The sequence below is a fragment of the Flavobacterium aquidurense genome (assembly GCF_002217195.1).
Lineage (GTDB): Bacteria > Bacteroidota > Bacteroidia > Flavobacteriales > Flavobacteriaceae > Flavobacterium > Flavobacterium frigidimaris.
Genome location: NZ_MUGR01000034.1, coordinates 90,550 through 112,097 on the forward strand (window position 1 = coordinate 90,550; position 21,548 = coordinate 112,097).

Sequence of the window (21,548 nt, forward strand, 5' to 3'; positions counted from 1 at the left end):
TAATCGAAATACTATAAATTATATTTCATCGAAAAGATGATGTAGCGAGGTTGTACTGTGTATTGTGAAACTCTTGTAGAAAACTGCGAGAAGCTGTCATCATTAAGGTATTTAGTATTTAATAAGTTGGTAGCTGATATTTTATATTCCCATTTACTGTTCTTTTTTTGATAGGTCAAACTAGCACTCAAAAAATCATATTCGTTATTGACTGTTTTATTGCTATTGTAATAATGATAAAACTCATACTCTGAAACAAACGAAAAACTGTCTAAAAAATAATAATCCAACCTTGCAAAAGGTTTGTCCGTATAATAAGTAGAACCGCTGTATTTATTAATCAGGGCATTATAACCAAATTCGATATTAGGAAAGTTTTTATAATTTGTTGAAGCTTTTACGGTATAACTTTGACTAAAACTTTCTGTAGTTGTCAATTCGTTATTCTGAATATTATTGAATTTAGCCCAATTGAAAGAGGCATTCACTGAGGCTTTGTAATTCTTTAAGAATGAACGTCCATAATTTCCCATTCCGCTAAAAGATTCATCCGCTAAATTTGAATTATATGGCGATGACGATTGGTTGATTCCTGTAAAATCTGCGCTGGTTTTAATCGCATCTACTTTTTTAGTATAGGTTGCATTGGCAAATATGTTTTCGAAATTGAACATATTGTATTTAAAATAACGCAGGGAATGTACTTGCGACGTAGCATTTTCTAAAAAACGGTTTCCGCGGAACAAACTGCTGTAATCAGACAAAACATAACCCGCGGCCAATTGGTTGATATCTGTAAAATCATTTGACAAAGAGAAATTGTAAGTCAGGGTTTCTGATTTTTTGATTTGATACAAAGCGAAAAAGTCAGGCAATACTTTTACGAAATTTTGTGAATAATCCGTTCCTAATTGTCCATTTTTCATATTGTACGAATGTACGCTGACACCGGGTGTTAAGGTAAATTTGCCGGCCAGAATTTTATAATGAAATGCCAAAAACACATCATTAAAATTATAGTTTACCTGATTATTATTTTCGGCACTGTTCAGGTCGTTTTTATCTCCATTGTCCAACATTTGAAAAATATGGGAATTAAAATCCTGATACGAATAGGTATTTCCCAACGTGATGTTGATATTGCTTTTTGGTGTTACCATATAATAGTAATCCAGTTTGGCATCTACTTTATTTGTTTTTACATAACGGTCCTGATTCAGATCGTTTCTGTTTTGTCCCGAAATATAGCCGGATAAATCAAAAGGTTGTGTTCTTAGGTTGGCATTATAAAACGGGTTTTCGTCCTGATATAGATGCTGCATTTCAAAAGCAAAAATATTCTTGTCGCTTTGCGTATAATACAAACTCAAATTTTGATTTATTGATGTGGGATCTTGCTTTTTATTGGTCAAAATAGTCTCTAAGGATGAAACAGTATTCACCACCGATTCACGCAATACGTCTGTGTCTTCATTTTGTTTGGACAACTTCGTTAAAATATCATAATCAAACTGAAATTTATCACTTGGCTTATAAGTTGAACTCAGTTTAAAAAGTCCCAGATTATTTTTCTGATGCGTTTCTTCGTCTCTTTTTTGCTGATCTCCAGAATCTAAAATGGTAGTTTGAGATTTCGTTTCAAGATCTGTTTTTGAGGTCGACAATATTCCGAAACCGCTAATATTCCATTTTTTAGTAACGGAATAAGCGAAATTTGTCGCTCCAAATTTCGTTTCAATTTCTTTTGCGCGATTGTTTCTTAAAATCGAAATCCCCAAGTCGTTTGAGGAAACATTAAAATTGCTTCCGCCTTTTTTCATCAGGTTTTTAAATCCGCCTGTAAACTTAAAATAATCCTGAGCTGTGAGCGGTAATTCCCCAATATTATTAAAATTGGTAATTAGGTTAATACTGTACTTTGGACTGTAATAAAACAGTTTCGGATTTATAATATACCGACTATCGAGTTCTCCAACTCCTGTTCCGGCGGTTACATCACCAAACCAAAAGTTCTTTTTACCTTCTTTCAGCTTAATATTCATCGCTACATTATCCTGATCATTTTCTAAACCTTTTAGTGCTTTTACTTCATTGTAATTTCTTAAAACCTGAATTTTATCAATGGCATCGGCAGGAATATTTTTAACGCCAAGCTTTGTATCTCCGTCAAAAAAATCTTTTCCCTCGACCATTAATTTGGTGACTTTTTTGCCTTCCACTTCAATTTCTCCATCAGCATTTACCTCAACTCCGGGCAGTTTTTTCAATACATCTTCCAGTTTCTTTTCGGTTCCCGATTTAAACGAATCGGCGTTATATACAATCGTATCTCCTTTTATAGAAACTGGCATTTCGCGCACAATCTCAACACCCTGAAGTTCGATTCCCGCACCATCCATAACAATGTTCTGAACGATGTTTGTACTTTGAGTTGCAACGGAAATCTCTTTCGACTTCATTCCAAGATAACTTACTTTGATTGAGTACGAAGTATTAGGCTTCAATGTGAGCTGAAACTTTCCTTTGTCATTGGTAATTCCGTAAGAATCCATTGCTTTTGTAGCAGTATTTACCGCCATAATATTGGCCATTTCTAACGAATTTTTTTGCTCATCCTGAATAAATCCTTCAAAACGAACACTTTGAGAAAAGCATATAGAAGTAAATAAAAAGGCGAATATAAAAAGTGTTTTGTTCATTGATAAATGAATAAATTAGAATAAATAAAACTTTGAAGCAGAAGATCTACCTTCCAATAGTTTGTGCCGGTCCGCTTGAACGACCACGATTCATTTCTCTAAATTCTTCCATTTTTTTAATAACCGTTTCATCGTAATCTTTCTGAGAAATTACTTTTCCTTTTTTAGAGGGTTTTATTTCTGCTTTGTCTTTTGCATTCAAAACAATTTTTGAACATAAAATTGTAGTGGTTCCGTCATTTATTTCTAAAATCAAACCAGGAAGTCCCCAATAATTTTCAGGACCCTGGTTTACAGGAATTTCAGGTGTATACCAAGCGGTTACAAGAATTTCTTTTGGCATCTCAAAATTGTCTGCAAAATTGGTCTTCGTTTCTCCGGACGTTTTTTTAGCTTCCTCTTTTTTATCGTCGGTTTTTTTAGGTCTGAAATTTCTAAAATCAGTTTTGCTTGGTTCTTTGACCACAGTAGCTTTGTAGCAAGTATATCCGCCAATTTGTTTAGTTTCCTGCTCTAATTTCCAGTTTAATTTTGGCAGTGAATCTATCACCAAAAATTCCTTGCCCATAAATTCTTTATCAACCGTATACGATTTCGTTTTTACATCTTTATAAAAAGTGCCTCCGCCTCCCATCATCGACCCCACCATTATACGAAAACCATTTTGCTGTCCCGGAGCTTCGAGTTTCTCTTCTTCTTTATAAATAGAAGCCGATTTGTCAAAATTCAGAATAAAAGTTTTTTCCAGTATTTTTTTCATTCCCTCTTCCATGTTCTTTTTCATTTCCGGTGTGATATCACGATTGCCACGCATTCCTTCAAACTTTGGCGCTTGAGTTTTAGATTCATAAACGGCCATTCCCTGAAAATCTTTCTGAGCCTGTATTTGAGTACATACAAGCATCATGAACATATAATAGATTGTTTTTTTCATTACATTTTTTTTTAATTTGGATAAATCATAGAAAACCTATACTCAAATGTATTGTTTATTTTAAAATACAGAAAATTAAATATATCAATACCGATAAGCTATAGACAAAACCGACTATTAATTAGACTATTACAATAAATAAGGACTATAGATTCAATCTCTATTATTTACAGAGAGTCAACTGACTTACTACAAGTCTCTGATTTTGATTCAGTCGAAATAATCAACAATCGATCAATATCTTTTGGGCAAAGCTAATTTGTTGTATCTTAAAGACATTACAGGTATAAATTCAGATACATTTTCTGAAATTTAAATTTTAAAAAAAACGTTTGACAAATTCTGCTACTAAGACCAAATTTTATCTATTTTTACAGCTAAAGAAATAACAAATTATAAAATCGTAAGACGGTAATGCACATAGCAATAGCAGGAAATATAGGAGCAGGAAAAACAACTTTAACTAAATTATTAGCTAAACATTTCAAATGGGAACCTCATTATGAAGATGTAGTTGATAATCCGTATTTAGATGATTTCTACCACCAAATGGAACGTTGGTCTTTTAATTTGCAAATTTATTTCTTGAACAGTCGTTTTCGTCAGGTATTACAAATTCGCGAAAGCGGGAAGAAAATCATTCAGGACAGAACGATTTATGAAGATGCCTATATTTTTGCTCCCAATTTATATTCGATGGGATTAATGACGAGTCGCGATTTCGAAAACTATACTTCACTTTTTGAATTAATGGAAGGATTAGTAAAAGCGCCTGATTTATTAATTTATCTAAGAAGTTCTATCCCTAATTTAGTGGGACAAATTCACAAACGCGGACGTGATTACGAAAACTCTATTTCTATTGATTATTTAAGCCGCCTAAACGAAAGATACGAAGCCTGGGTACAAACGTATACTAAAGGAAAATTATTAATTATTGACGTTGATAATATAAACTTTGTAGATAATCCGGAAGATTTAGGAAACATCATTAATAGAATTGATGCTGAATTGAACGGGTTGTTTTAGAAACACGGATTTACACAAAATAAAAAAATGCCTCTAATTTATATTTTAGAGGCATTTTTTATTTTCCAAAACTTTATCAAAGTTTAAAACTTTGACAAAGCTATCCGGCTATCTTTATTTCGCAGCTTCAATTTTTGCTTTTACTTCAGCTTCTGTACCTTCATAAACTTCTGTAGTTGTTTTGCCATTTTCTGTTTTCGTTACGGTTCCCGTTGTGACTCCATTTACAGTAGACAAATTCACCTCAAGTCTGTTTTTACTGTATTTAGTAGTATCAAAACAATCTGTTTTTTGGTATGCATATTTTCCTTTTGCATCATAATGTGCCAGACATTTCGCTGTTTCTTCAGCCGTGCAGCCTTTTTCTTTACACATTTTAATACATTCTTCTTTGGTCATGCCAGATAAATCTCCACATTTAGAAACTCCTCCTGCATGCATTTCAGTTTTGGCACAACAGGAACCTTTTTCAGCCAAACCAGCTGTAGCATGTCCTTCACCTAAAATAGGGGCAATTACCAAACCTATCAAACAAGTTAACTTAATTAAGATATTCATTGATGGCCCTGAAGTATCTTTAAACGGATCTCCAACTGTATCTCCGGTTACAGCAGCTTTATGAGCATCAGAACCTTTGTAAGTCATCTCTCCGTTGATTAAAACTCCTGCTTCAAAAGATTTTTTAGCGTTGTCCCAGGCACCTCCGGCATTATTTTGAAAAACTGCCCAAAGAACTCCTGAAACAGTAACTCCTGCCATATAGCCCCCTAACATTTCAGCAATTAACTGATTGTTGTCTGCGTAAACTAATTTTCCTAAAAGCACAATTGCAATCGGGAAACCAATCGTTAAGATTCCTGGCAACATCATTTCGCGTAAAGCGGCTTTTGTAGAAATCTCTACACATTTTCCGTATTCCGGTTTTCCGGTTCCTTCCATAATTCCAGGAATTTCCTTAAACTGACGGCGTACTTCATACACCATATCCATAGCGGCTTTTCCAACAGAATTCATAGCCAAAGCTGAGAATACTACTGGAATCATTCCACCCACAAATAACATGGCTAAAACAGGCGCTTTAAAGATATTGATTCCATCAATTCCAGTAAACGTTACATAAGCAGCAAATAAGGCCAAAGAGGTTAAAGCTGCAGATGCAATTGCAAATCCTTTTCCGGTTGCTGCCGTTGTGTTTCCTACTGAATCTAAAATATCAGTTCTGGTACGAACTTCTTTTGGTAATTCGCTCATTTCGGCAATTCCTCCTGCATTGTCTGAGATTGGTCCAAAGGCATCAATTGCCAATTGCATAGCAGTAGTTGCCATCATAGCTGAAGCTGCCAGCGCCACTCCGTAAAAACCTGCTAAGGCATACGAAATCCAAATGGCTGCTGCGAATAATAATACGGTTGGAAAAGTAGAAATCATTCCTGTTGCCAAACCTGCAATAACGTTTGTTCCTGCTCCAGTCGAAGATTTTTGCACAATTGCCATAACGGGTTTTGTACCTAATCCCGTATAATATTCTGTCACAGATGAAATAGCGCCGCCTACTACTAAACCAACTAAAGTCGCATAAAAAACACGCATTGATGAAATATCTTTAGATCCTTCTCCAAAAAAGCTCATTTGCATAGTTTCCGGCAACATATATCGTACTAAAAAGAAACACGCAATTGCAGTCAAAACAATCGAAACCCAGTTTCCTATATTTAATGCTTTTTGTACTTGTGCTTCTTTGGCATTATCATCAGATATCTTTACTAATGTAGTTCCGATAATCGAAAATAAAATTCCAAAACCGGCAATTGCCATTGGTAATAAAATTGGTCCAATACCGCCAAAAATATCCTGAATGTTTCCACCCATATCTTTGATCACATAGTTTCCTAAAACCATTGCTGCCAAAACCGTCGCTACATAAGAACCAAATAAATCAGCTCCCATTCCGGCAACGTCTCCAACATTATCTCCTACGTTATCTGCAATTGTGGCCGGATTACGAGGATCATCTTCCGGAATTCCGGCTTCGACTTTCCCTACTAAATCTGCTCCAACATCAGCCGCTTTTGTGTAGATTCCGCCACCAACTCTGGCAAACAAAGCAATTGACTCTGCCCCCAATGAAAATCCAGCCAAAGTCTCTAAAACTTTAGTCATATCCTCAGAGGAAGTCCAAACCCCGTGCATGAATATCTGAAAGAAAACAATAAAAAATCCTGTTAGTCCTAAAACTGCCAAACCTGCAACTCCAAGTCCCATTACGGTTCCCCCGCCAAAAGAAACTTTTAAAGCCTGTGGTAAACTTGTACGCGCAGCCTGAGTTGTTCTGACATTTGTCTTAGTAGCTATTTTCATTCCCATATTTCCGGCTAAAGCAGAGAAAAATGCACCAAAAATAAATGCCACCACTATTAATATATGTGTAGTAGGAACAATAAAAGAAATTCCGGCCAGAACTATACTTGCTCCAATTACAAAAAAAGTAAGTAATCGGTATTCCGCTTTTAAGAATGCTAATGCGCCTTCATAAATGTAATCTGAAATCTCTTTCATCTTGCCATCTCCGGCATCTTGCTTTAAAACCCAAGTCCTTTTTATTGCCATGAAAAGTAATCCTATAATTGCCATAACAATTGGCAAGTAAATCATAAATTCGTTCATAATATTTTAATGGTTATTGGTTAATATTCAATAAGCTAACTAAAACGAATTTAAACAAAAAAGCAATACTCCTGACGGCAGTATTGCTTTTTTTATAATAGAACAGGGTTAAAATTATTTAATACTAAATAATCCCTCCGGTTTGTTTTCGATATCATCAAAACGTTTTGTACACTCAGCAATAATTGCAAATGCTTCGTTTACGTCTCCCCAACCTTCAACATCTACTTTTTTGTTTTCAAGATCTTTATAAACCTGGAAGAAATGTTCGATTTCTTTTACTAAGTGTGGATTCATATCTGAAAGATCTGTCAAAGAATTCCAGATTGGGTCAGAAACAGGTACACAAATAATTTTTTCGTCCGGTCCTTTATCATCTGCCATATGGAAAACACCAATTGGTTTTACTTCCATAACACATCCAGGAAAAGTTGGCTCATTTACCAAAACCAATACATCAAGAGGATCTCCGTCAAGTGCTAAAGTTTCAGGAATAAATCCATAATCAGCCGGATACATCATTGAAGAGAATAACATTCTGTCGAAACGCATTCTTTTGATTTCAAAATCGTACTCGTATTTGTTTCTACTTCCACGTGGTATTTCGATTAATACATCGAAAGTTGTTAATTTGTCTGCGGTCATTTTCGTTTTTTATTATTTCTATAATTTCGATTGCAAAAGTAACTAAAGAATCCTTTTTCACAATAAAAAACGACATTAATCTATGCACTTTATGCATTAATTAATGAACTTTGCGTTTAAGAAACAGAGAGTTAATAAGTAACCTTACGATTTCGCTTGTTTAAATAGTAATGCCACAGCAAATATGTTGCATAAGATCGGTACGGACTCCATTGCTGCACATGGATTTCCATTTCCGATTTATCATGAATATCGAGTAATTCCTTAATGGTATTTATAACTGCAATATCACCTAACGGAATCAAATCCGGTTCCTGAAGGCAGAACATTAAATAAATATCGATTGTCCAGTTTCCAATCCCTTTTAATTTAATTAACTCTTCCCGAACTTCTTTTGCTGATTTTGTGGCTAAACTTTCAATGTTTAATTCTTTATCTAAAACTGCATCAGCAAGAATTTTGATGTACTTAGTTTTCTGTCGGCTTACTCCCAAAGCACGAAATTCTTCGTCTGGCAAGACAGACATTGTTTCGGGATTGCAAGTGGTATAGGATTTAATTTTTAAGAACGTGGCTTTCGCCGAATCTATAGAAACCTGCTGCTCAAGTATCAATAATACCAGAGTTTCAAAACCTTGTGGCCGTTTCGGGATTGGGGGTAATCCGTATTTATCAATGATTTCCTGAAATATCGGATTTTTAGCGGATAGAAAATCGATAGCTTCCTGCATAAATTCAAAATTTAAACGAAATAGTGGTACTTGAGAATTTTTCCTTTTTTAAAACATCAAAATAATTATGCTTTAAACTCTGTACATCAAAAATATGCATTTTTCAGTATTGATGTTTCAACATCATTCAACATCCACAACACAGTCCGCAAACCGTTAATAATCAACAATATAGTATTTAAGATATTTCTTATACAATTTATAAATTATTGGCATATTACTACAAAATAATTCTGACTTATTTTTTTTATTGTAATTAAATTCCTAATATTTACAATAACAAAAACTAAGCTCATAAATGATTATTTAGAGAATAAACTAAAAAAAATGAATCATATTTTTTTTAAAATAATAAATAGTAAAACTATTTAGAGCCGTATTATTTTCATGAATTACACAAGAAAACTTCAATTACACATTTAATACCAATTGCAATTATGATCCGTATCAAGGCGTTTGGAAACAATAGTTATTACTCACTTTATATTATGGCATTTGTTGTCTTTACTATTTTTAGCTGTAAACCTATTAAAAATGATATTGTTAAACACAATTTTATTACTGGAGAAAAAGATCAGCCCGATATATTCTATAACGATTCTATAGATGTTTCTATAGACTTTTTAGGAAATGCCGGTTTTGAAGATCTGTCTGAAATCAACAGAAAAAAAATAGAGAGGAAACTACATAATATCAAAGGAATATCTGTCAACAATCTAATAGTAAGTTGCCAACCCAATGAAAAATACTCCATGTACTATTTCTATGAAAAAATAAATAATCCTGTAGATACTTTATTGCATGAAAAATGCATTTTGACTGAAAATAACAGAATCGCAATTGGTGAAAAACAAAAAGGAATAAAAAAAATAACCACGGTTACACAAGCTTTCACTGACAGCGTAAATGTTTTAGAAATTACCAAATCCAATATGAAAAGGATATATTTAGATTCAAGCAATGTGAAGAAATTGTCCTATCTAAAAATCTTCAATTATTATACAAATGTCTACTCCAACTATCTTCAGGGAAGGGAAAAACTAAAAACCGCACCAATAAAAGACTCCAGGAAAAAACTTTGGAAAAATGGTTTTATAACAACTCTCAACTCATTTATGTCTAATAATAAAGAGTATGACAGCATTATAAAAGATTCTGAAAAGAAAAAAATTAATTTCGAAAAAACAATATGGCCTGCTTTTTCACAATCAGAGATAAAAAAGGACAATGATGTTTTTAAAGCAATTTCAGAGCTGGCAAGTAAAAATCAAATCATAATGCTCAACGAAGATCATTATTATCCTAAGCATCGCTTATTTGCGATGCAGCTTTTAGAAACTCTAAAGCAAAATGGATTTCAATATATTTCTATTGAAGCATTTACACCCAATACTGAAGACAATAAAATTATAATTCCAAACTCTAAAAATGGATTGTACACCAAGGAACCCTATTTTGGACATTTTTTACGAAAAGCAAATGCTTTGGGTTTTACAATTTTAGGGCATGAAAATTATGACAATACTATTGATCGTGAAATTGGGCAGGCAAAAAACATTTTAAAGATTCTTGAAAAAGATCCGCATGCAAAAATTTTCATTTACGTAGGACATGGCCATTTAGAAAAAAGCAATACCAAGAAACGCCTTATGGCTAGCTATCTTAAAGAATATTCTGGTATTGACCCTATCACAATAAATCAGGAAAAAGTAATCATGAAAACAAAAGAGAAACTTGTTTTGATTCCGAGATCGTTCTTTGCAAAGGATACTTTAATGCAATCAAGTGCTGATTATTTCCTGATAAATAATCTTGAAGCCACATTAGCCAATGTGTATCCGGACAAAAGTATAAAAACAGTTACGCTTTCACACCCCAATTTTAATTCTTATAAAAATGAAGAACTATTGGTCAGCGTTTTTGATTGGGAAGAGTATAACAAAACAAAAAGTGCCAACTTATTAGTTCCTGTCTTATTATGGCTTGAAAAACCAAAAGGCGGCAAAATTCAACTCAATTTACCTCAGGGAAAATATTATATAACTGTAAAAACAGTAAACAATAAGCTATTTAAATTTAATGATTTTGAAGTAAAGTAATGGTATTCTTTTAAGCTGGATACAATTAAGCAATAGAGGTACCAAGATAAAAATCGATGGCTACTTGCATAACGTAATTTTTAGCCCCGATAGCAGTGGAAATCCTTTTGTTTTTTTCTTAAAAAACAAAAGATTGTAACGGATTGCTTCGCCAATTCGCACTTTCAGGCTTGGGTGCGGGAAATAGCTTCTAAAATTAGATAAAAAATATCTCAAAGTTATAATTTTTTTACCCGCAGATTGAGTAGATTTTTTCAATTGTATTAAATAATTTTAATCAATAAAAAACGCCAAGTTGCTAGAAATTAAACTTAGCGACTTGGCGTCTTTGTGGCAATTTATTTTATCTTAAAAATAGAATCCGAACGATCCTTTTACTGCAAATTTATTAGCATCAGGTGTATTCAGGTAACTTCCCCTCCAGGAGAAGTCGATACGGAATACTTTGAAGATATTTCCGATTCCGGCGTTGTATTCCCAATATACATTTTCTGGTGCATTATAAGGTTGTCCCGATGCATTGATTGCTCTGTTTGCATCTGAAATTGTTCCGTAAACTCCTTTTACACCCACAAATTCTCTCCAGTTTAGTTTTCTCATAAATGGAATTCTGGCGAATAATCTTCCTCCAAAATCATGATTCCATTGCAAAGTAGTATACTGATCTGTTACAAATTCGTAGAAATTCAAATTACTAAAGGTATTTTCGATGGTAAAATAAGTCTGGTTACCCGGAATTACACTCATTAATCCTAACGGAATTGTACCAAAAGTTTTTCCGGTTTCAAGAATAATATTCGATCTTCCTAATGGTCCAATTATAATAGGCTGTTTGTAGAATAATTGTATTTTTTCGTAAGCAAAATCACTGTCTAAAACTCCTTTTAGTCCATAACTAAAATTCACAAAGAAATGGCTGAACGGGCTGTCTACAAGATCGCGCTCTACACCAAAACCAATTGTTTTACGATTGGGCATGTATTCGAACTGAATATTTGCTTCTGATTGTTTTACTGCACTTGCAACAACACCGGCAGGATTCGCGGCGGTTGGCATAGTGGTATAATAATCTAAACTAAACGTTGGCGAAGCTGATTCTAACGTTCTATACGAAACTCCTGCCTGAACAACAAAGTTCTTCATTGGCTCCATTTCTACCGAAACATTACTTAAATTAATGTTTGTCAGTTTTCCGTTGCTTCCTGTTGTAAATAATGCTGAGGATGCAAAACTTCGTCCTAAAATATCATTTGTTGTGGTTAAACTGGCACCAATTTGCTCGATGTCACGCCTGTTTCCTCCGGAGATAATGATTCGTTTTTTCTTGTCGACCATCCATTTTCCTGAAACTCCGTATTTGAATTTATTATCATCAAATCCATAAGCGGTATACGCTTGTATACGCCAGGGATCATTAGGGCCAAAATAAGTCCTTCCTCCTGCACGAAGTCGCAAACCTTCGACTTCATTATAACCAAATGTCGAGAATATTGGCCCGAAATCAAAATTCTTAAATTCTACATAACCACTTCCTAAGATAGAAACCAGACTATAAAGCTGTTTGAATCTTTTGACCGTTTGCAGCGTGTCGAGCATTTTATAAATACCCGCTTCATCTTTATTTAGTTTTTCAAAACGATTTTCCTCCCAAAATTCAGGCGGTCGGTCATAAACAGCGTTATCAATAAAATTGACTTCCTCTTTATAAAACTTCTCAGGTTTTGGAATATTAAATTTATGATCTCGATATAAAGTAGTTCTTTTACCGTAAACTCCTTTTGATTTTTCTTTTTTATTTAAAGCAAAATCAGACATCATATAATCCCTCGTCAACAAAAAAGTCGAATCATTCTCTACTTCAAATTCCTGTTCGATATAGATATCTTTTACCCAGTTAATATTGGCACTTTTAGTAACACCCATATTAATTTTTTTGATGGCAAAAGTGGTATCGTTTACCCAAAAATCTCCTTTGAAGGTTAATTCGTTTTTACGTCTTGGATAAAAAACAATATTATAACACCATTTTTTATCAATAAAAGCACTGTCTTTTAAGACATAATTGTAAACGTCAATTCCGGTTCTTGAAAGCGGACTTGTAAAACTTTTATCGAAAAATTTAAGGTGATTGTCGTAAATATTATAATCTGAATAAAGGTCTTTTACAAAGGATAAAATCTGTTGATTTCCGTTGAAACCAGACATTTTATTCCCGGTTATATTTTCTTTTACCTTCTTTAATTTATTATCACCGTAAACATCATAAACTGATTCGTTGATAAAAATGGGAAGATAGGTTTTACCTGTAACATCAGAGGTGTCAACATGTTTAAACACAAACTCCATTCCTTTGAAGAGTTTGTTTTTCATAAAAGCACTGTCGATCGTGTTCATATCAAACTCAACTTTCTCGTACTTTTGCATTTGATATTGATTGAACTGGTACAAACCGTTTTTACGCTTTCGTTCCCAAATTTTTCTCAATATATCTAATGCCGGATTATTTTTTTTAGAAGTTTTTCCGGTAAAAATTACCACTTCATTCAATGCTTCGGCTTCGCTTAAAACAATTTTGAAATCATAATTCACCGTTTTTTCCAAAGGAACTTCCCGATCTGAAAATCCTGCTGAGCTTACCAATAAAGCGGTATAAGTAGTTGGAGATTCCAGATAAAAACGACCATCTTCATTTGAAACGATCCCTATATTTGATCCTTTAAAAACAACATTCGCAAACGGAACTGGCTGATTTGATTTATCCAAAACAATTCCGCTCACTTTAGTTTGTGCAGTAACGATACTCGCGAAGGCAAATACAAAAAACAGGCTGAGTAAAATTATTTTTTTCATTGTCTGAGCAAAAAAAAACTTCATCAATTAACTATGAATGATGAAGTTTTGTGAGTATTTTAAATGTGTATTATTTGTATAACACTTTTTTAACTGCTTTTACTACATCACCTGCATTTGGCAACCAGTCTTTTAACAACACCGGAGAGTAAGGCGCAGGAGTATCTGCAGTTGTAATACGTTGTATTGGCGCATCAAGGAAATCGAATGCTTGTTCCTGAACGATATAAGTGATTTCAGAAGAAATACTTGCAAATGGCCATGCTTCTTCTAAAATTACTAAACGATTTGTTTTCTTAACAGATTTTAAGATCGCGTCTTTGTCCATTGGACGAACTGTTCTTAAATCAATAATTTCACAAGAAATACCTTCTTTCGCTAATTCATCAGCAGCGATAAAAGCTTCTTTGATGATTTTTCCAAAAGAAACGATAGTAACATCTGTTCCTTCACGTTTAATATCAGCGACTCCTAATGGAATTGTGTATTCTCCGTCCGGCACTTCACCTTTGTCACCGTACATTTGCTCAGACTCCATAAAAATTACAGGATCGTTATCACGAATTGCAGATTTCAAAAGTCCTTTTGCATCGTAAGGAGTTGAAGGCACGACTACTTTAAGACCAGGAGTATTAGCAAACCAGTTTTCTAAAGCTTGTGAGTGTGTAGCTCCTAATTGACCTGCAGAAGCAGTTGGTCCGCGAAAAACGATAGGCACATTAAACTGTCCACCTGTCATCTGACGCATTTTAGCAGCATTATTTATAATTTGATCAATACCTACTAAACAGAAGTTGAAAGTCATGTACTCGACAATAGGACGACAACCGTTCATAGCTGATCCTACTGCTATTCCTGTAAAACCAAGCTCAGCAATTGGAGTATCAATTACTCTTTTTTCGCCAAACTCAGCAAGCATTCCTTTTGAAGCCTTGTATGCTCCGTTGTATTCTGCAACTTCTTCGCCCATTAAATATATGGATTCATCGTGACGCATCTCTTCGCTCATCGCTTCGCAAATGGCCTCTCTAAATTGTATTGTTCTCATATTTATATTGTATGTTGAATTTTCTGAAGAGCAAAAATAATTATTTTAAATAACTTAAAAGCATAAATTGAATTTAAAATCACATGATCTTCTTCCTGCCCTGCGCTTTTAACTTTTTAAAAAAATTTGTGACATTTACGAAATCGATATAATAGCAATTATTTCACTTATAAAAACACTTATCATACAAATTCAACTCTTTTTGTTTAATTCTGTATTTTCAAAATACTTTCTCTAGAACGCAATAAATCAAAAAGTAGTATGGCGCAGCTCAAATTTTAACACTTAACCCAATCCGACACTTTGCAAAATCCCTAACAATCAACAGTATTGAATGCATTATCTCTCTTCTGACACGATCAAATCACTTATAAATTTCATAATCTGCGAAATCGTAATAGTTTTTCAAAAATATTATGCGTGCATAGTATAATTATTCCAAATTAAATTCTAAATTTGTAGAAGCATATTATAAATATAAAATATATACTTATGAAAATATTAGTTTGCATCAGCCACGTGCCTGATACTACTTCAAAAATCAACTTCTCCAATGGTGACTCAGAATTCGATACCAATGGTGTACAATATGTAATTAATCCTAATGACGAGTTTGGTCTGACACGTGCAATTTGGTTCCAGGAACAACAAGGCGCTACTGTAACTGTAGTAAATGTTGGAGGACCGGATACTGAGCCTACTTTACGTAAAGCATTGGCAATTGGCGCAAACGAAGCAATTCGTGTAAATGCTAACCCAACTGATGGTTTCTTTGTTGCAAAACAATTAGCCGAAGTAATTAAAAACGGAGGTTATGATCTTGTAATTGCAGGAAAAGAATCTCTTGATTATAATGGCGGAATGGTTCCGGGAATGATTGCCGGAATTTTAGGTTCTAACTTTTTAAACTCTTGTACAGCAATTACTGTTGACGGAAATAACGTAAAAGCAGTTCGTGAAATTGATGGAGGAAAAGAAACTGTAAGCACTTCTTTACCTTTAATCATTGGTGGTCAAAAAGGTCTTGTTGAAGAAAAAGATCTTCGTATCCCGAACATGAGAGGAATCATGACAGCAAGAACAAAAGCTCTTACTATTCTTGAGCCAGTTGATGCTCCTGTAAATACAAAAGCGGTGAAATTTGAAAAACCAGCTCCAAAATCAGCAGTAAAATTAATTTCTCCTGATAATTTAGACGAGCTAATCAATTTATTACACAACGAAGCTAAGGTGATTTAAGATTGTAGAGTTTAGATTGCTGATTGCAATAAAATCTAAAATTCAAAATTTGATTCACTTCAAAATCTAAATCAATAATCCTTTTAGATTTCAATTTTAAAAACCTGAAATCTAAAATCTAAAATCTAAAATTATTATGTCAATATTAATATATGCAGAATCTGCAGAAGGAAAATTTAAAAAAGTTGCTTTTGAATTAGCTTCTTACGCTAAAAAAGTAGCAGAATCACTAGGAACAACCGTTACAGCTTTAACTGTAAACACGAGTGACATTAGCGAATTGGCTAAATACGGAGTTGATAAAGTATTAAAAGTAAACAACGATAAATTAGCTGGTTTTACAGCAAAGGCTTACGCCGATGTTATCAAACAAGCTGCCGAAAAAGAAGGAACAAAAGTAGTTTTACTTTCTTCGACTACAGACAGTATTTATCTTTCATCATTAGTTGCCGTGGCTTTAAATGCCGGTTTCGCATCAAATGTTGTTGGATTACCAGTTAGCACTTCACCTTTTCAGGTAAAAAGAAATGCTTTCTCAAACAAAGCTTTCAACATTACAGAAATTAATACCGATGTAAAAGTTCTTGGCTTAGCTAAAAACTCTTACGGAATTTTCGAAAGTGCAGGATCTGCAACCGAAGAAGATTTTAATCCATCAATTGGAGACAATGATTTTGGAGTAAAAGTAGAATCTGTAGAAAAAGTAAGCGGAAAAGTATCTATTGCTGATGCTGATATCGTAGTTTCTGGCGGACGCGGACTAAAAGGTCCTGAAAACTGGGGATTAGTTGAAGACCTTGCTGCAGTTTTAGGTGCTGCAACAGCATGTTCTAAACCAGTTTCTGATTTGGGATGGAGACCTCACAGCGAACACGTTGGACAAACAGGAAAACCAGTTGCAACCAACTTATATATTGCTATCGGAATCTCCGGTGCAATTCAGCATATTGCGGGTATCAACTCATCAAAAGTAAAATTAGTTATCAATAGCGACCCAGAAGCTCCTTTCTTTAAAGTTGCTGATTACGGTATCGTTGGAGACGCCTTTGAAATTGTGCCTAAATTAACTGAGAAATTAAAAGCTTTCAAAGCGCAACATTCTTAGAATTAAAAATTCTCTATAAAAATATAGCTGCCTAAAAACAAGATAATCGTATCTTTGTTTTAGGTGGCTTTTTTGTTCCATATTTTTTGATTAAAATTGCACCTTTATTTTCCAATCAAAAAAAGTATTAAAATGAGGCATTAATTGCCCTTTTTTACCCACATATATGAGTCTAGTAAAATTATCCATAAAAGGAATTTCATACAGTCAAACTCAAAATGGCGCTTACGCCTTAATTTTGAATGAAGTTGATGGCGAAAGAAAATTACCAATAGTTATTGGCGCTTTCGAAGCCCAATCAATCGCTATTGCATTAGAAAAAGAAATTAAACCTCCGCGCCCATTAACGCATGATTTATTTAAAAACTTTGCAGAAAGGTTTGATATTGTCGTAAAACAAGTGATTATTCACAAACTTGTTGATGGTGTTTTTTATTCGAGTTTAATTTGCGAAAGAGACAAAATCGAAGAGATTATTGACGCCAGAACTTCTGACGCAATTGCTTTAGCTTTGCGTTTTAATGCTCCTATTTTTACTTATAAAAACATTTTAGACAAAGCCGGAATCTATTTAAAATCAAATACTGCAGAAACAGATCAGGGTTCTCAGGAAATTGATGATGTACTTTCTAATCCGGAAACTTTTGGTCAGGAAGAAGAAAGCAATCAGTCCGGTGATCTTTATGCCAAACATAGCCTGCAAGAACTAAACGAGCTTTTAGATCAGGCAGTTTCTCAGGAAGATTATGAAAAAGCAGCTAAAATCAGAGACGAAATCTCGAAAAGATAATTTTAAGGCAGTAAGCCGTAAGCTTTAGGCTGTAAGCTTAAAGCGCAAAACATAAAAAACAAGCTATAAGCAATTAGGAAAAAGCCTAAAGCTTATAGCCTAAAGCTTAAAGCAATCATGAAACAATACTTAGATTTAGTACAGCACGTTTTAGAAAACGGCTGTCAAAAAGGAGACAGAACAGGAACGGGAACCAAAAGTGTTTTTGGCTACCAGATGCGTTTTGATTTAAGTGAAGGTTTCCCAATGGTTACCACCAAAAAGCTACATTTAAAATCTATTATTTATGAATTGCTTTGGTTTTTAAAAGGCGATACGAATATCAAATACCTTCAGGAAAACGGAGTAAAAATCTGGGATGCCTGGGCAGATTCTGATGGCAATCTCGGACCGATATACGGACACCAATGGCGCAATTGGAATAGTGAAGAAATCGATCAGATCTCTGAATTGATTACAGAACTTAAAACAAACCCAAACAGCCGAAGAATGCTAGTTTCAGCATGGAATCCGTCTGTTTTGCCCGACACTTCGAAATCTTTTGAAGAAAATGTCGCCAACAACAAAGCTGCTTTGCCTCCATGTCACGCTTTTTTTCAGTTTTACGTTTCGAGTGCTGATCCTGAAAAAGGAGAAACTAAAGGAAAATTATCCTGCCAGCTGTATCAGCGAAGCGCCGATATATTTCTTGGAGTTCCTTTTAATATCGCATCTTACGCATTATTGACCATGATGATTGCTCAGGTTTGCGACCTTGACGCCGGTGACTTTATTCACACTTTTGGAGACGCTCACATTTACAACAATCATTTCGAACAATTAGAATTGCAATTGACACGCGAACCAAAACCATTACCAAAAATGATCTTAAATCCTGAGATTAAAAACATTTTTGATTTTGACTATAACGACTTTACACTTGTAGATTACGAACCGCATGCCGGCATAAAAGGCAGTGTTGCTGTATAACATATTAATTATAAAAAAATCCGCTTAATTCTTTTTAAGCGGATTTTTTTATATCTTTTTTCATACTACCAAAACACTATTTTCACTTCCTGCAAAATCATTCCATTTGTATGAATCTGCCTCAGGATCATTAACATAACTTCCGTCGATTACATACTTAAATTCGTAAATCGCATCCTTAACCAAGTCGTAAGTAGCTTTAAAAGTGCCATTTTTCAACTTACTTAAAGTTCCTTCTTCGATATTCCAGTTGTTAAAATCACCAACAACCGCTGCCGAATTTGCGTCTTTAGCATCTATAGAAAATGTAACTTTAACTACCGGTTTCGTTTTGATAAATTGTTTCTTCAAAGACATAACTATTTAATTTTTAGATTCATAGACTAAATTACACAAATTCACACGAACTTTCGATACCTTCACGGTCGATTTACGATAATATCAAAAACAGAATATTTTTTTGATTACATCAATAATTAAATCCTAATTAAATTTTGAAATTCAAACTCTAAGCTTATTTTGGCAGAAATATTCCAGAATCTAAATAGGGTGGTTACAAAATAAATTTTAACTTTATAACCTCATTTATATCTTATGGAAAAAGAAGTGCACGAACAATATGAATACGCCAGAAGAAGACTTAGACAAAAAAAAATTCTATATTTTCATTTTGTACTTTTTCTACTAGGAAGTTTATTTTTATTTATTGCCAACAGGTTTTTTGGTCTTGGTGCTAACACAGAACAAAACTGGTGCATTTGGGGAATCACCATATGGTTCTTTATCTTTATTCTACACTTTATAAAAGTGTATATAACAGATCGTTTTATGAATAAAAAATGGGAAAGAGAACAAATTGACAGACTTGTTGGTTTGCAGCAAAAAAGAATTAGTCAATTAGAGTCCAGAATAAATGACGATACTGAAAATAAAATTTAGTTATTAAATTGCTATGATTATAATGATAGCGGCAGTAGCCGAAAACAATGCACTTGGTAAAGACAATGAATTGGTTTGGCATTTACCAAATGATTTTAAAAGATTCAAATCGCTTACTACGAATCATCACATTATTATGGGGCGAAAAACCTTCGAGAGCTTTCCGAAACCGCTTCCCAATAGAGTTCATGTTGTAATAACGCGTCAAAAAGACTATCATCCGGAAGGTTGTATTGTAGTGGACAGTATCGAAAAAGCCATTGCTGCATGTCCCGAAAATGAAGATTCTTATGTTATTGGAGGAGGTGAAATTTACAATCTGGCTTTACCTTATACAGATATCATAGAAATTACAAAAGTGCATCACACTTTTGAAGCGGATACTTTTTTTCCGAAAATCAACAAAAGCGAATGGCAACTTGTAGAATCTGAAGAAAACCTGAAAGATGAGAAACATCTTTACAACTACACTTACGAAACATACATCAGGAAATAAAAAAACATCCTCTTGTGAAGGATGTTTTTTAAAAAACGATTGATTTTTAAATCTGACTAATTCAGGTAATAGTTTTGGTAAAAAAAATCTCAAATGTTAAGAAACATTTGAATAACTGAATAACATAATGTTAAATGAGAACGAATCTCAAAGAGCCTTTAATAACAAATACCACTAAGATATTAAAGGCAAGAAAATTAAAATTTCCAAAAACAAATTTAATCCTAAGAACGTACTTCGCACTTTAAAAGAGTATTGGTCCCCAAGAACAATACTTTCAAAACTGCTTACAAGAACAAACGAACACCAGTGCAAAAAAAGCATTCATTTGATTTCAGTCATTATTTTACTATCAATCATTAAAATCTTATCTTTTAACTGTAGCAAAGTTGGCCATAAAATACCTACTCCACAATACCCACTTTTAGTGATTTTTTCAAAATACCCACTTTTAGTGATAGCCAAAAATTACAGGGCAAACACCAATTAAAAAGCCGTCTTCCAAAACATTTATTTTACAAATAAAAAAACTCAATTACAGTTAAGTCAGATTGTATTATATTTGCGTAAATAAAAAAAATGTCTGAAAAAATAACCCCATATAAAGACTCTTCTTTAGGTAAAAAAGAGCAAGTTGCCCAAATGTTTGATAACATCTCGGGGAACTACGATAATTTGAATCGTGTCATCTCATTTGGAATCGATATTAAGTGGCGCAAAAAGGTTTTAAAAATAGTTTCGGACAAACAACCAAAAATTATTCTTGATATTGCAACTGGAACTGGTGACTTGGCTATTTTAATGGCACAAACGAATGCCGAAAAAATAATTGGCCTTGATATCTCTGCCGGAATGCTTGAAGTTGGAAAAAAGAAGGTTGAAGAAAAAAAACTATCCAACATTATTGATTTAGTTTTAGGAGACTCTGAAAAAATACCGTTTGAAGATAATTATTTTGATGCTATAACTGTAGGTTTTGGTGTTCGAAACTTTGAGAATCTGGAGAAAGGTTTTGCTGAAATTTTAAGGGTTTTAAAACCAAATGGTGTGTTTGTAATTTTAGAAACTTCGGTTCCTGACAAAACGCCTTACAAACAAGGCTATAAATTTTATAGCAAAAACATACTTCCAATCATCGGAAAGCTGTTTTCTAAAGACAATTCTGCTTATGGTTATTTGTCTGAATCTGCAGCTGCTTTTCCGTACGGAGAAGCCTTAAACAATATTTTGAGAAAAATCGGGTTTATAGATGTTGTAGCTATGCCTCAAACTTTTGGCGTTGCCACCATTTATTCTGCCTCTAAAAAATAG

General features: G+C 33.8%; 17 protein-coding genes. 9 read left to right on the top strand and 8 right to left on the bottom strand.

Going from position 1 to position 21,548, the window contains the following annotated elements; all coding sequences use genetic code 11:
• Positions 1-11 precede the first annotated feature (11 nt).
• Together B0A67_RS16950 and B0A67_RS16955 are read right to left on the bottom strand one after the other, a co-directional pair.
• Positions 12-2,699: a carboxypeptidase-like regulatory domain-containing protein gene (locus B0A67_RS16950; protein ID WP_072954748.1), complete on the bottom strand. Its 2,688-nt coding sequence runs from the start codon at positions 2,697-2,699 to the stop codon at positions 12-14.
• Between the two features lie 46 nt (positions 2,700-2,745).
• Entirely contained in the window at positions 2,746-3,633 is an 888-nt protein-coding gene (locus B0A67_RS16955) for a GLPGLI family protein (protein ID WP_072954751.1), read from the bottom strand.
• A 414-nt stretch (positions 3,634-4,047) separates the two neighbouring features.
• Here B0A67_RS16955 and B0A67_RS16960 point away from each other — a divergent pair, with 414 nt between their 5' ends.
• Positions 4,048-4,662 (top strand): deoxynucleoside kinase, encoded by a 615-nt coding sequence (locus tag B0A67_RS16960; protein ID WP_072954754.1) that lies wholly within the window; start codon positions 4,048-4,050, stop codon positions 4,660-4,662.
• 114 nt (positions 4,663-4,776) lie between these two features.
• Here B0A67_RS16960 and B0A67_RS16965 read toward each other — a convergent pair whose 3' ends face one another.
• From B0A67_RS16965 to B0A67_RS16975, 3 genes are all read right to left on the bottom strand, one after another.
• Positions 4,777-7,326 carry a sodium-translocating pyrophosphatase gene (locus B0A67_RS16965; RefSeq protein ID WP_072954757.1) on the bottom strand — a complete coding sequence of 850 codons (2,550 nt, stop codon included), beginning with the start codon at positions 7,324-7,326 and terminating at the stop codon, positions 4,777-4,779.
• Between the two features lie 114 nt (positions 7,327-7,440).
• Positions 7,441-7,971 carry an inorganic diphosphatase gene (locus tag B0A67_RS16970; RefSeq protein WP_056207787.1) on the bottom strand — a complete coding sequence of 177 codons (531 nt, stop codon included), beginning with the start codon at positions 7,969-7,971 and terminating at the stop codon, positions 7,441-7,443.
• Positions 7,972-8,102: 131 nt separating this feature from the next.
• Complete coding sequence (locus B0A67_RS16975) at positions 8,103-8,702, bottom strand: DNA-3-methyladenine glycosylase family protein (RefSeq protein ID WP_072954760.1); 600 nt, start codon at positions 8,700-8,702, stop codon at positions 8,103-8,105.
• Positions 8,703-9,139: 437 nt separating this feature from the next.
• Here B0A67_RS16975 and B0A67_RS16980 point away from each other — a divergent pair, with 437 nt between their 5' ends.
• Positions 9,140-10,801 carry a hypothetical protein gene (locus B0A67_RS16980; protein WP_072954764.1) on the top strand — a complete coding sequence of 554 codons (1,662 nt, stop codon included), beginning with the start codon at positions 9,140-9,142 and terminating at the stop codon, positions 10,799-10,801.
• A 348-nt stretch (positions 10,802-11,149) separates the two neighbouring features.
• Here B0A67_RS16980 and B0A67_RS16985 read toward each other — a convergent pair whose 3' ends face one another.
• Both B0A67_RS16985 and B0A67_RS16990 read right to left on the bottom strand, forming a co-directional pair.
• Entirely contained in the window at positions 11,150-13,651 is a 2,502-nt protein-coding gene (locus B0A67_RS16985) for a DUF5686 and carboxypeptidase-like regulatory domain-containing protein (protein WP_072955561.1), read from the bottom strand.
• 70 nt (positions 13,652-13,721) lie between these two features.
• Positions 13,722-14,699 carry a pyruvate dehydrogenase complex E1 component subunit beta gene (locus B0A67_RS16990; RefSeq protein WP_072954767.1) on the bottom strand — a complete coding sequence of 326 codons (978 nt, stop codon included), beginning with the start codon at positions 14,697-14,699 and terminating at the stop codon, positions 13,722-13,724.
• A 492-nt stretch (positions 14,700-15,191) separates the two neighbouring features.
• On the opposite strand from B0A67_RS16990, the gene B0A67_RS16995 reads away from it, so the two are divergent.
• The 4 genes from B0A67_RS16995 to B0A67_RS17010 all read left to right on the top strand — a co-directional run bounded on the left by B0A67_RS16995 (position 15,192) and on the right by B0A67_RS17010 (position 18,802).
• A complete protein-coding gene (locus B0A67_RS16995) occupies positions 15,192-15,938 on the top strand; it encodes an electron transfer flavoprotein subunit beta/FixA family protein (RefSeq protein WP_072954770.1) in 747 nt (248 codons plus the stop codon).
• 136 nt (positions 15,939-16,074) lie between these two features.
• Positions 16,075-17,043: an electron transfer flavoprotein subunit alpha/FixB family protein gene (locus B0A67_RS17000; RefSeq protein WP_072954773.1), complete on the top strand. Its 969-nt coding sequence runs from the start codon at positions 16,075-16,077 to the stop codon at positions 17,041-17,043.
• A 166-nt stretch (positions 17,044-17,209) separates the two neighbouring features.
• On the top strand, positions 17,210-17,833 hold the full coding sequence (locus tag B0A67_RS17005) for a bifunctional nuclease family protein (RefSeq protein WP_072954777.1): 624 nt from the start codon (positions 17,210-17,212) through the stop codon (positions 17,831-17,833).
• A gap of 117 nt (positions 17,834-17,950) precedes the next feature.
• On the top strand, positions 17,951-18,802 hold the full coding sequence (locus B0A67_RS17010; RefSeq protein WP_072954780.1) for a thymidylate synthase: 852 nt from the start codon (positions 17,951-17,953) through the stop codon (positions 18,800-18,802).
• A gap of 60 nt (positions 18,803-18,862) precedes the next feature.
• Here the strand turns inward: B0A67_RS17010 and B0A67_RS17015 are convergent, their stop codons facing one another.
• On the bottom strand, positions 18,863-19,159 hold the full coding sequence (locus B0A67_RS17015; protein ID WP_072954782.1) for an isoamylase early set domain-containing protein: 297 nt from the start codon (positions 19,157-19,159) through the stop codon (positions 18,863-18,865).
• A 237-nt stretch (positions 19,160-19,396) separates the two neighbouring features.
• Here B0A67_RS17015 and B0A67_RS17020 point away from each other — a divergent pair, with 237 nt between their 5' ends.
• The 3 genes from B0A67_RS17020 (at position 19,397) to ubiE (ending at position 21,548) form a co-directional block, all read left to right on the top strand.
• Positions 19,397-19,741 carry a 2TM domain-containing protein gene (locus B0A67_RS17020; protein WP_072954786.1) on the top strand — a complete coding sequence of 115 codons (345 nt, stop codon included), beginning with the start codon at positions 19,397-19,399 and terminating at the stop codon, positions 19,739-19,741.
• A gap of 13 nt (positions 19,742-19,754) precedes the next feature.
• Positions 19,755-20,237 carry a dihydrofolate reductase gene (locus B0A67_RS17025; protein WP_072954789.1) on the top strand — a complete coding sequence of 161 codons (483 nt, stop codon included), beginning with the start codon at positions 19,755-19,757 and terminating at the stop codon, positions 20,235-20,237.
• A gap of 579 nt (positions 20,238-20,816) precedes the next feature.
• Positions 20,817-21,548, top strand: coding sequence for a bifunctional demethylmenaquinone methyltransferase/2-methoxy-6-polyprenyl-1,4-benzoquinol methylase UbiE (gene ubiE / locus B0A67_RS17030; protein WP_072954792.1), 732 nt, complete (start codon positions 20,817-20,819; stop codon positions 21,546-21,548).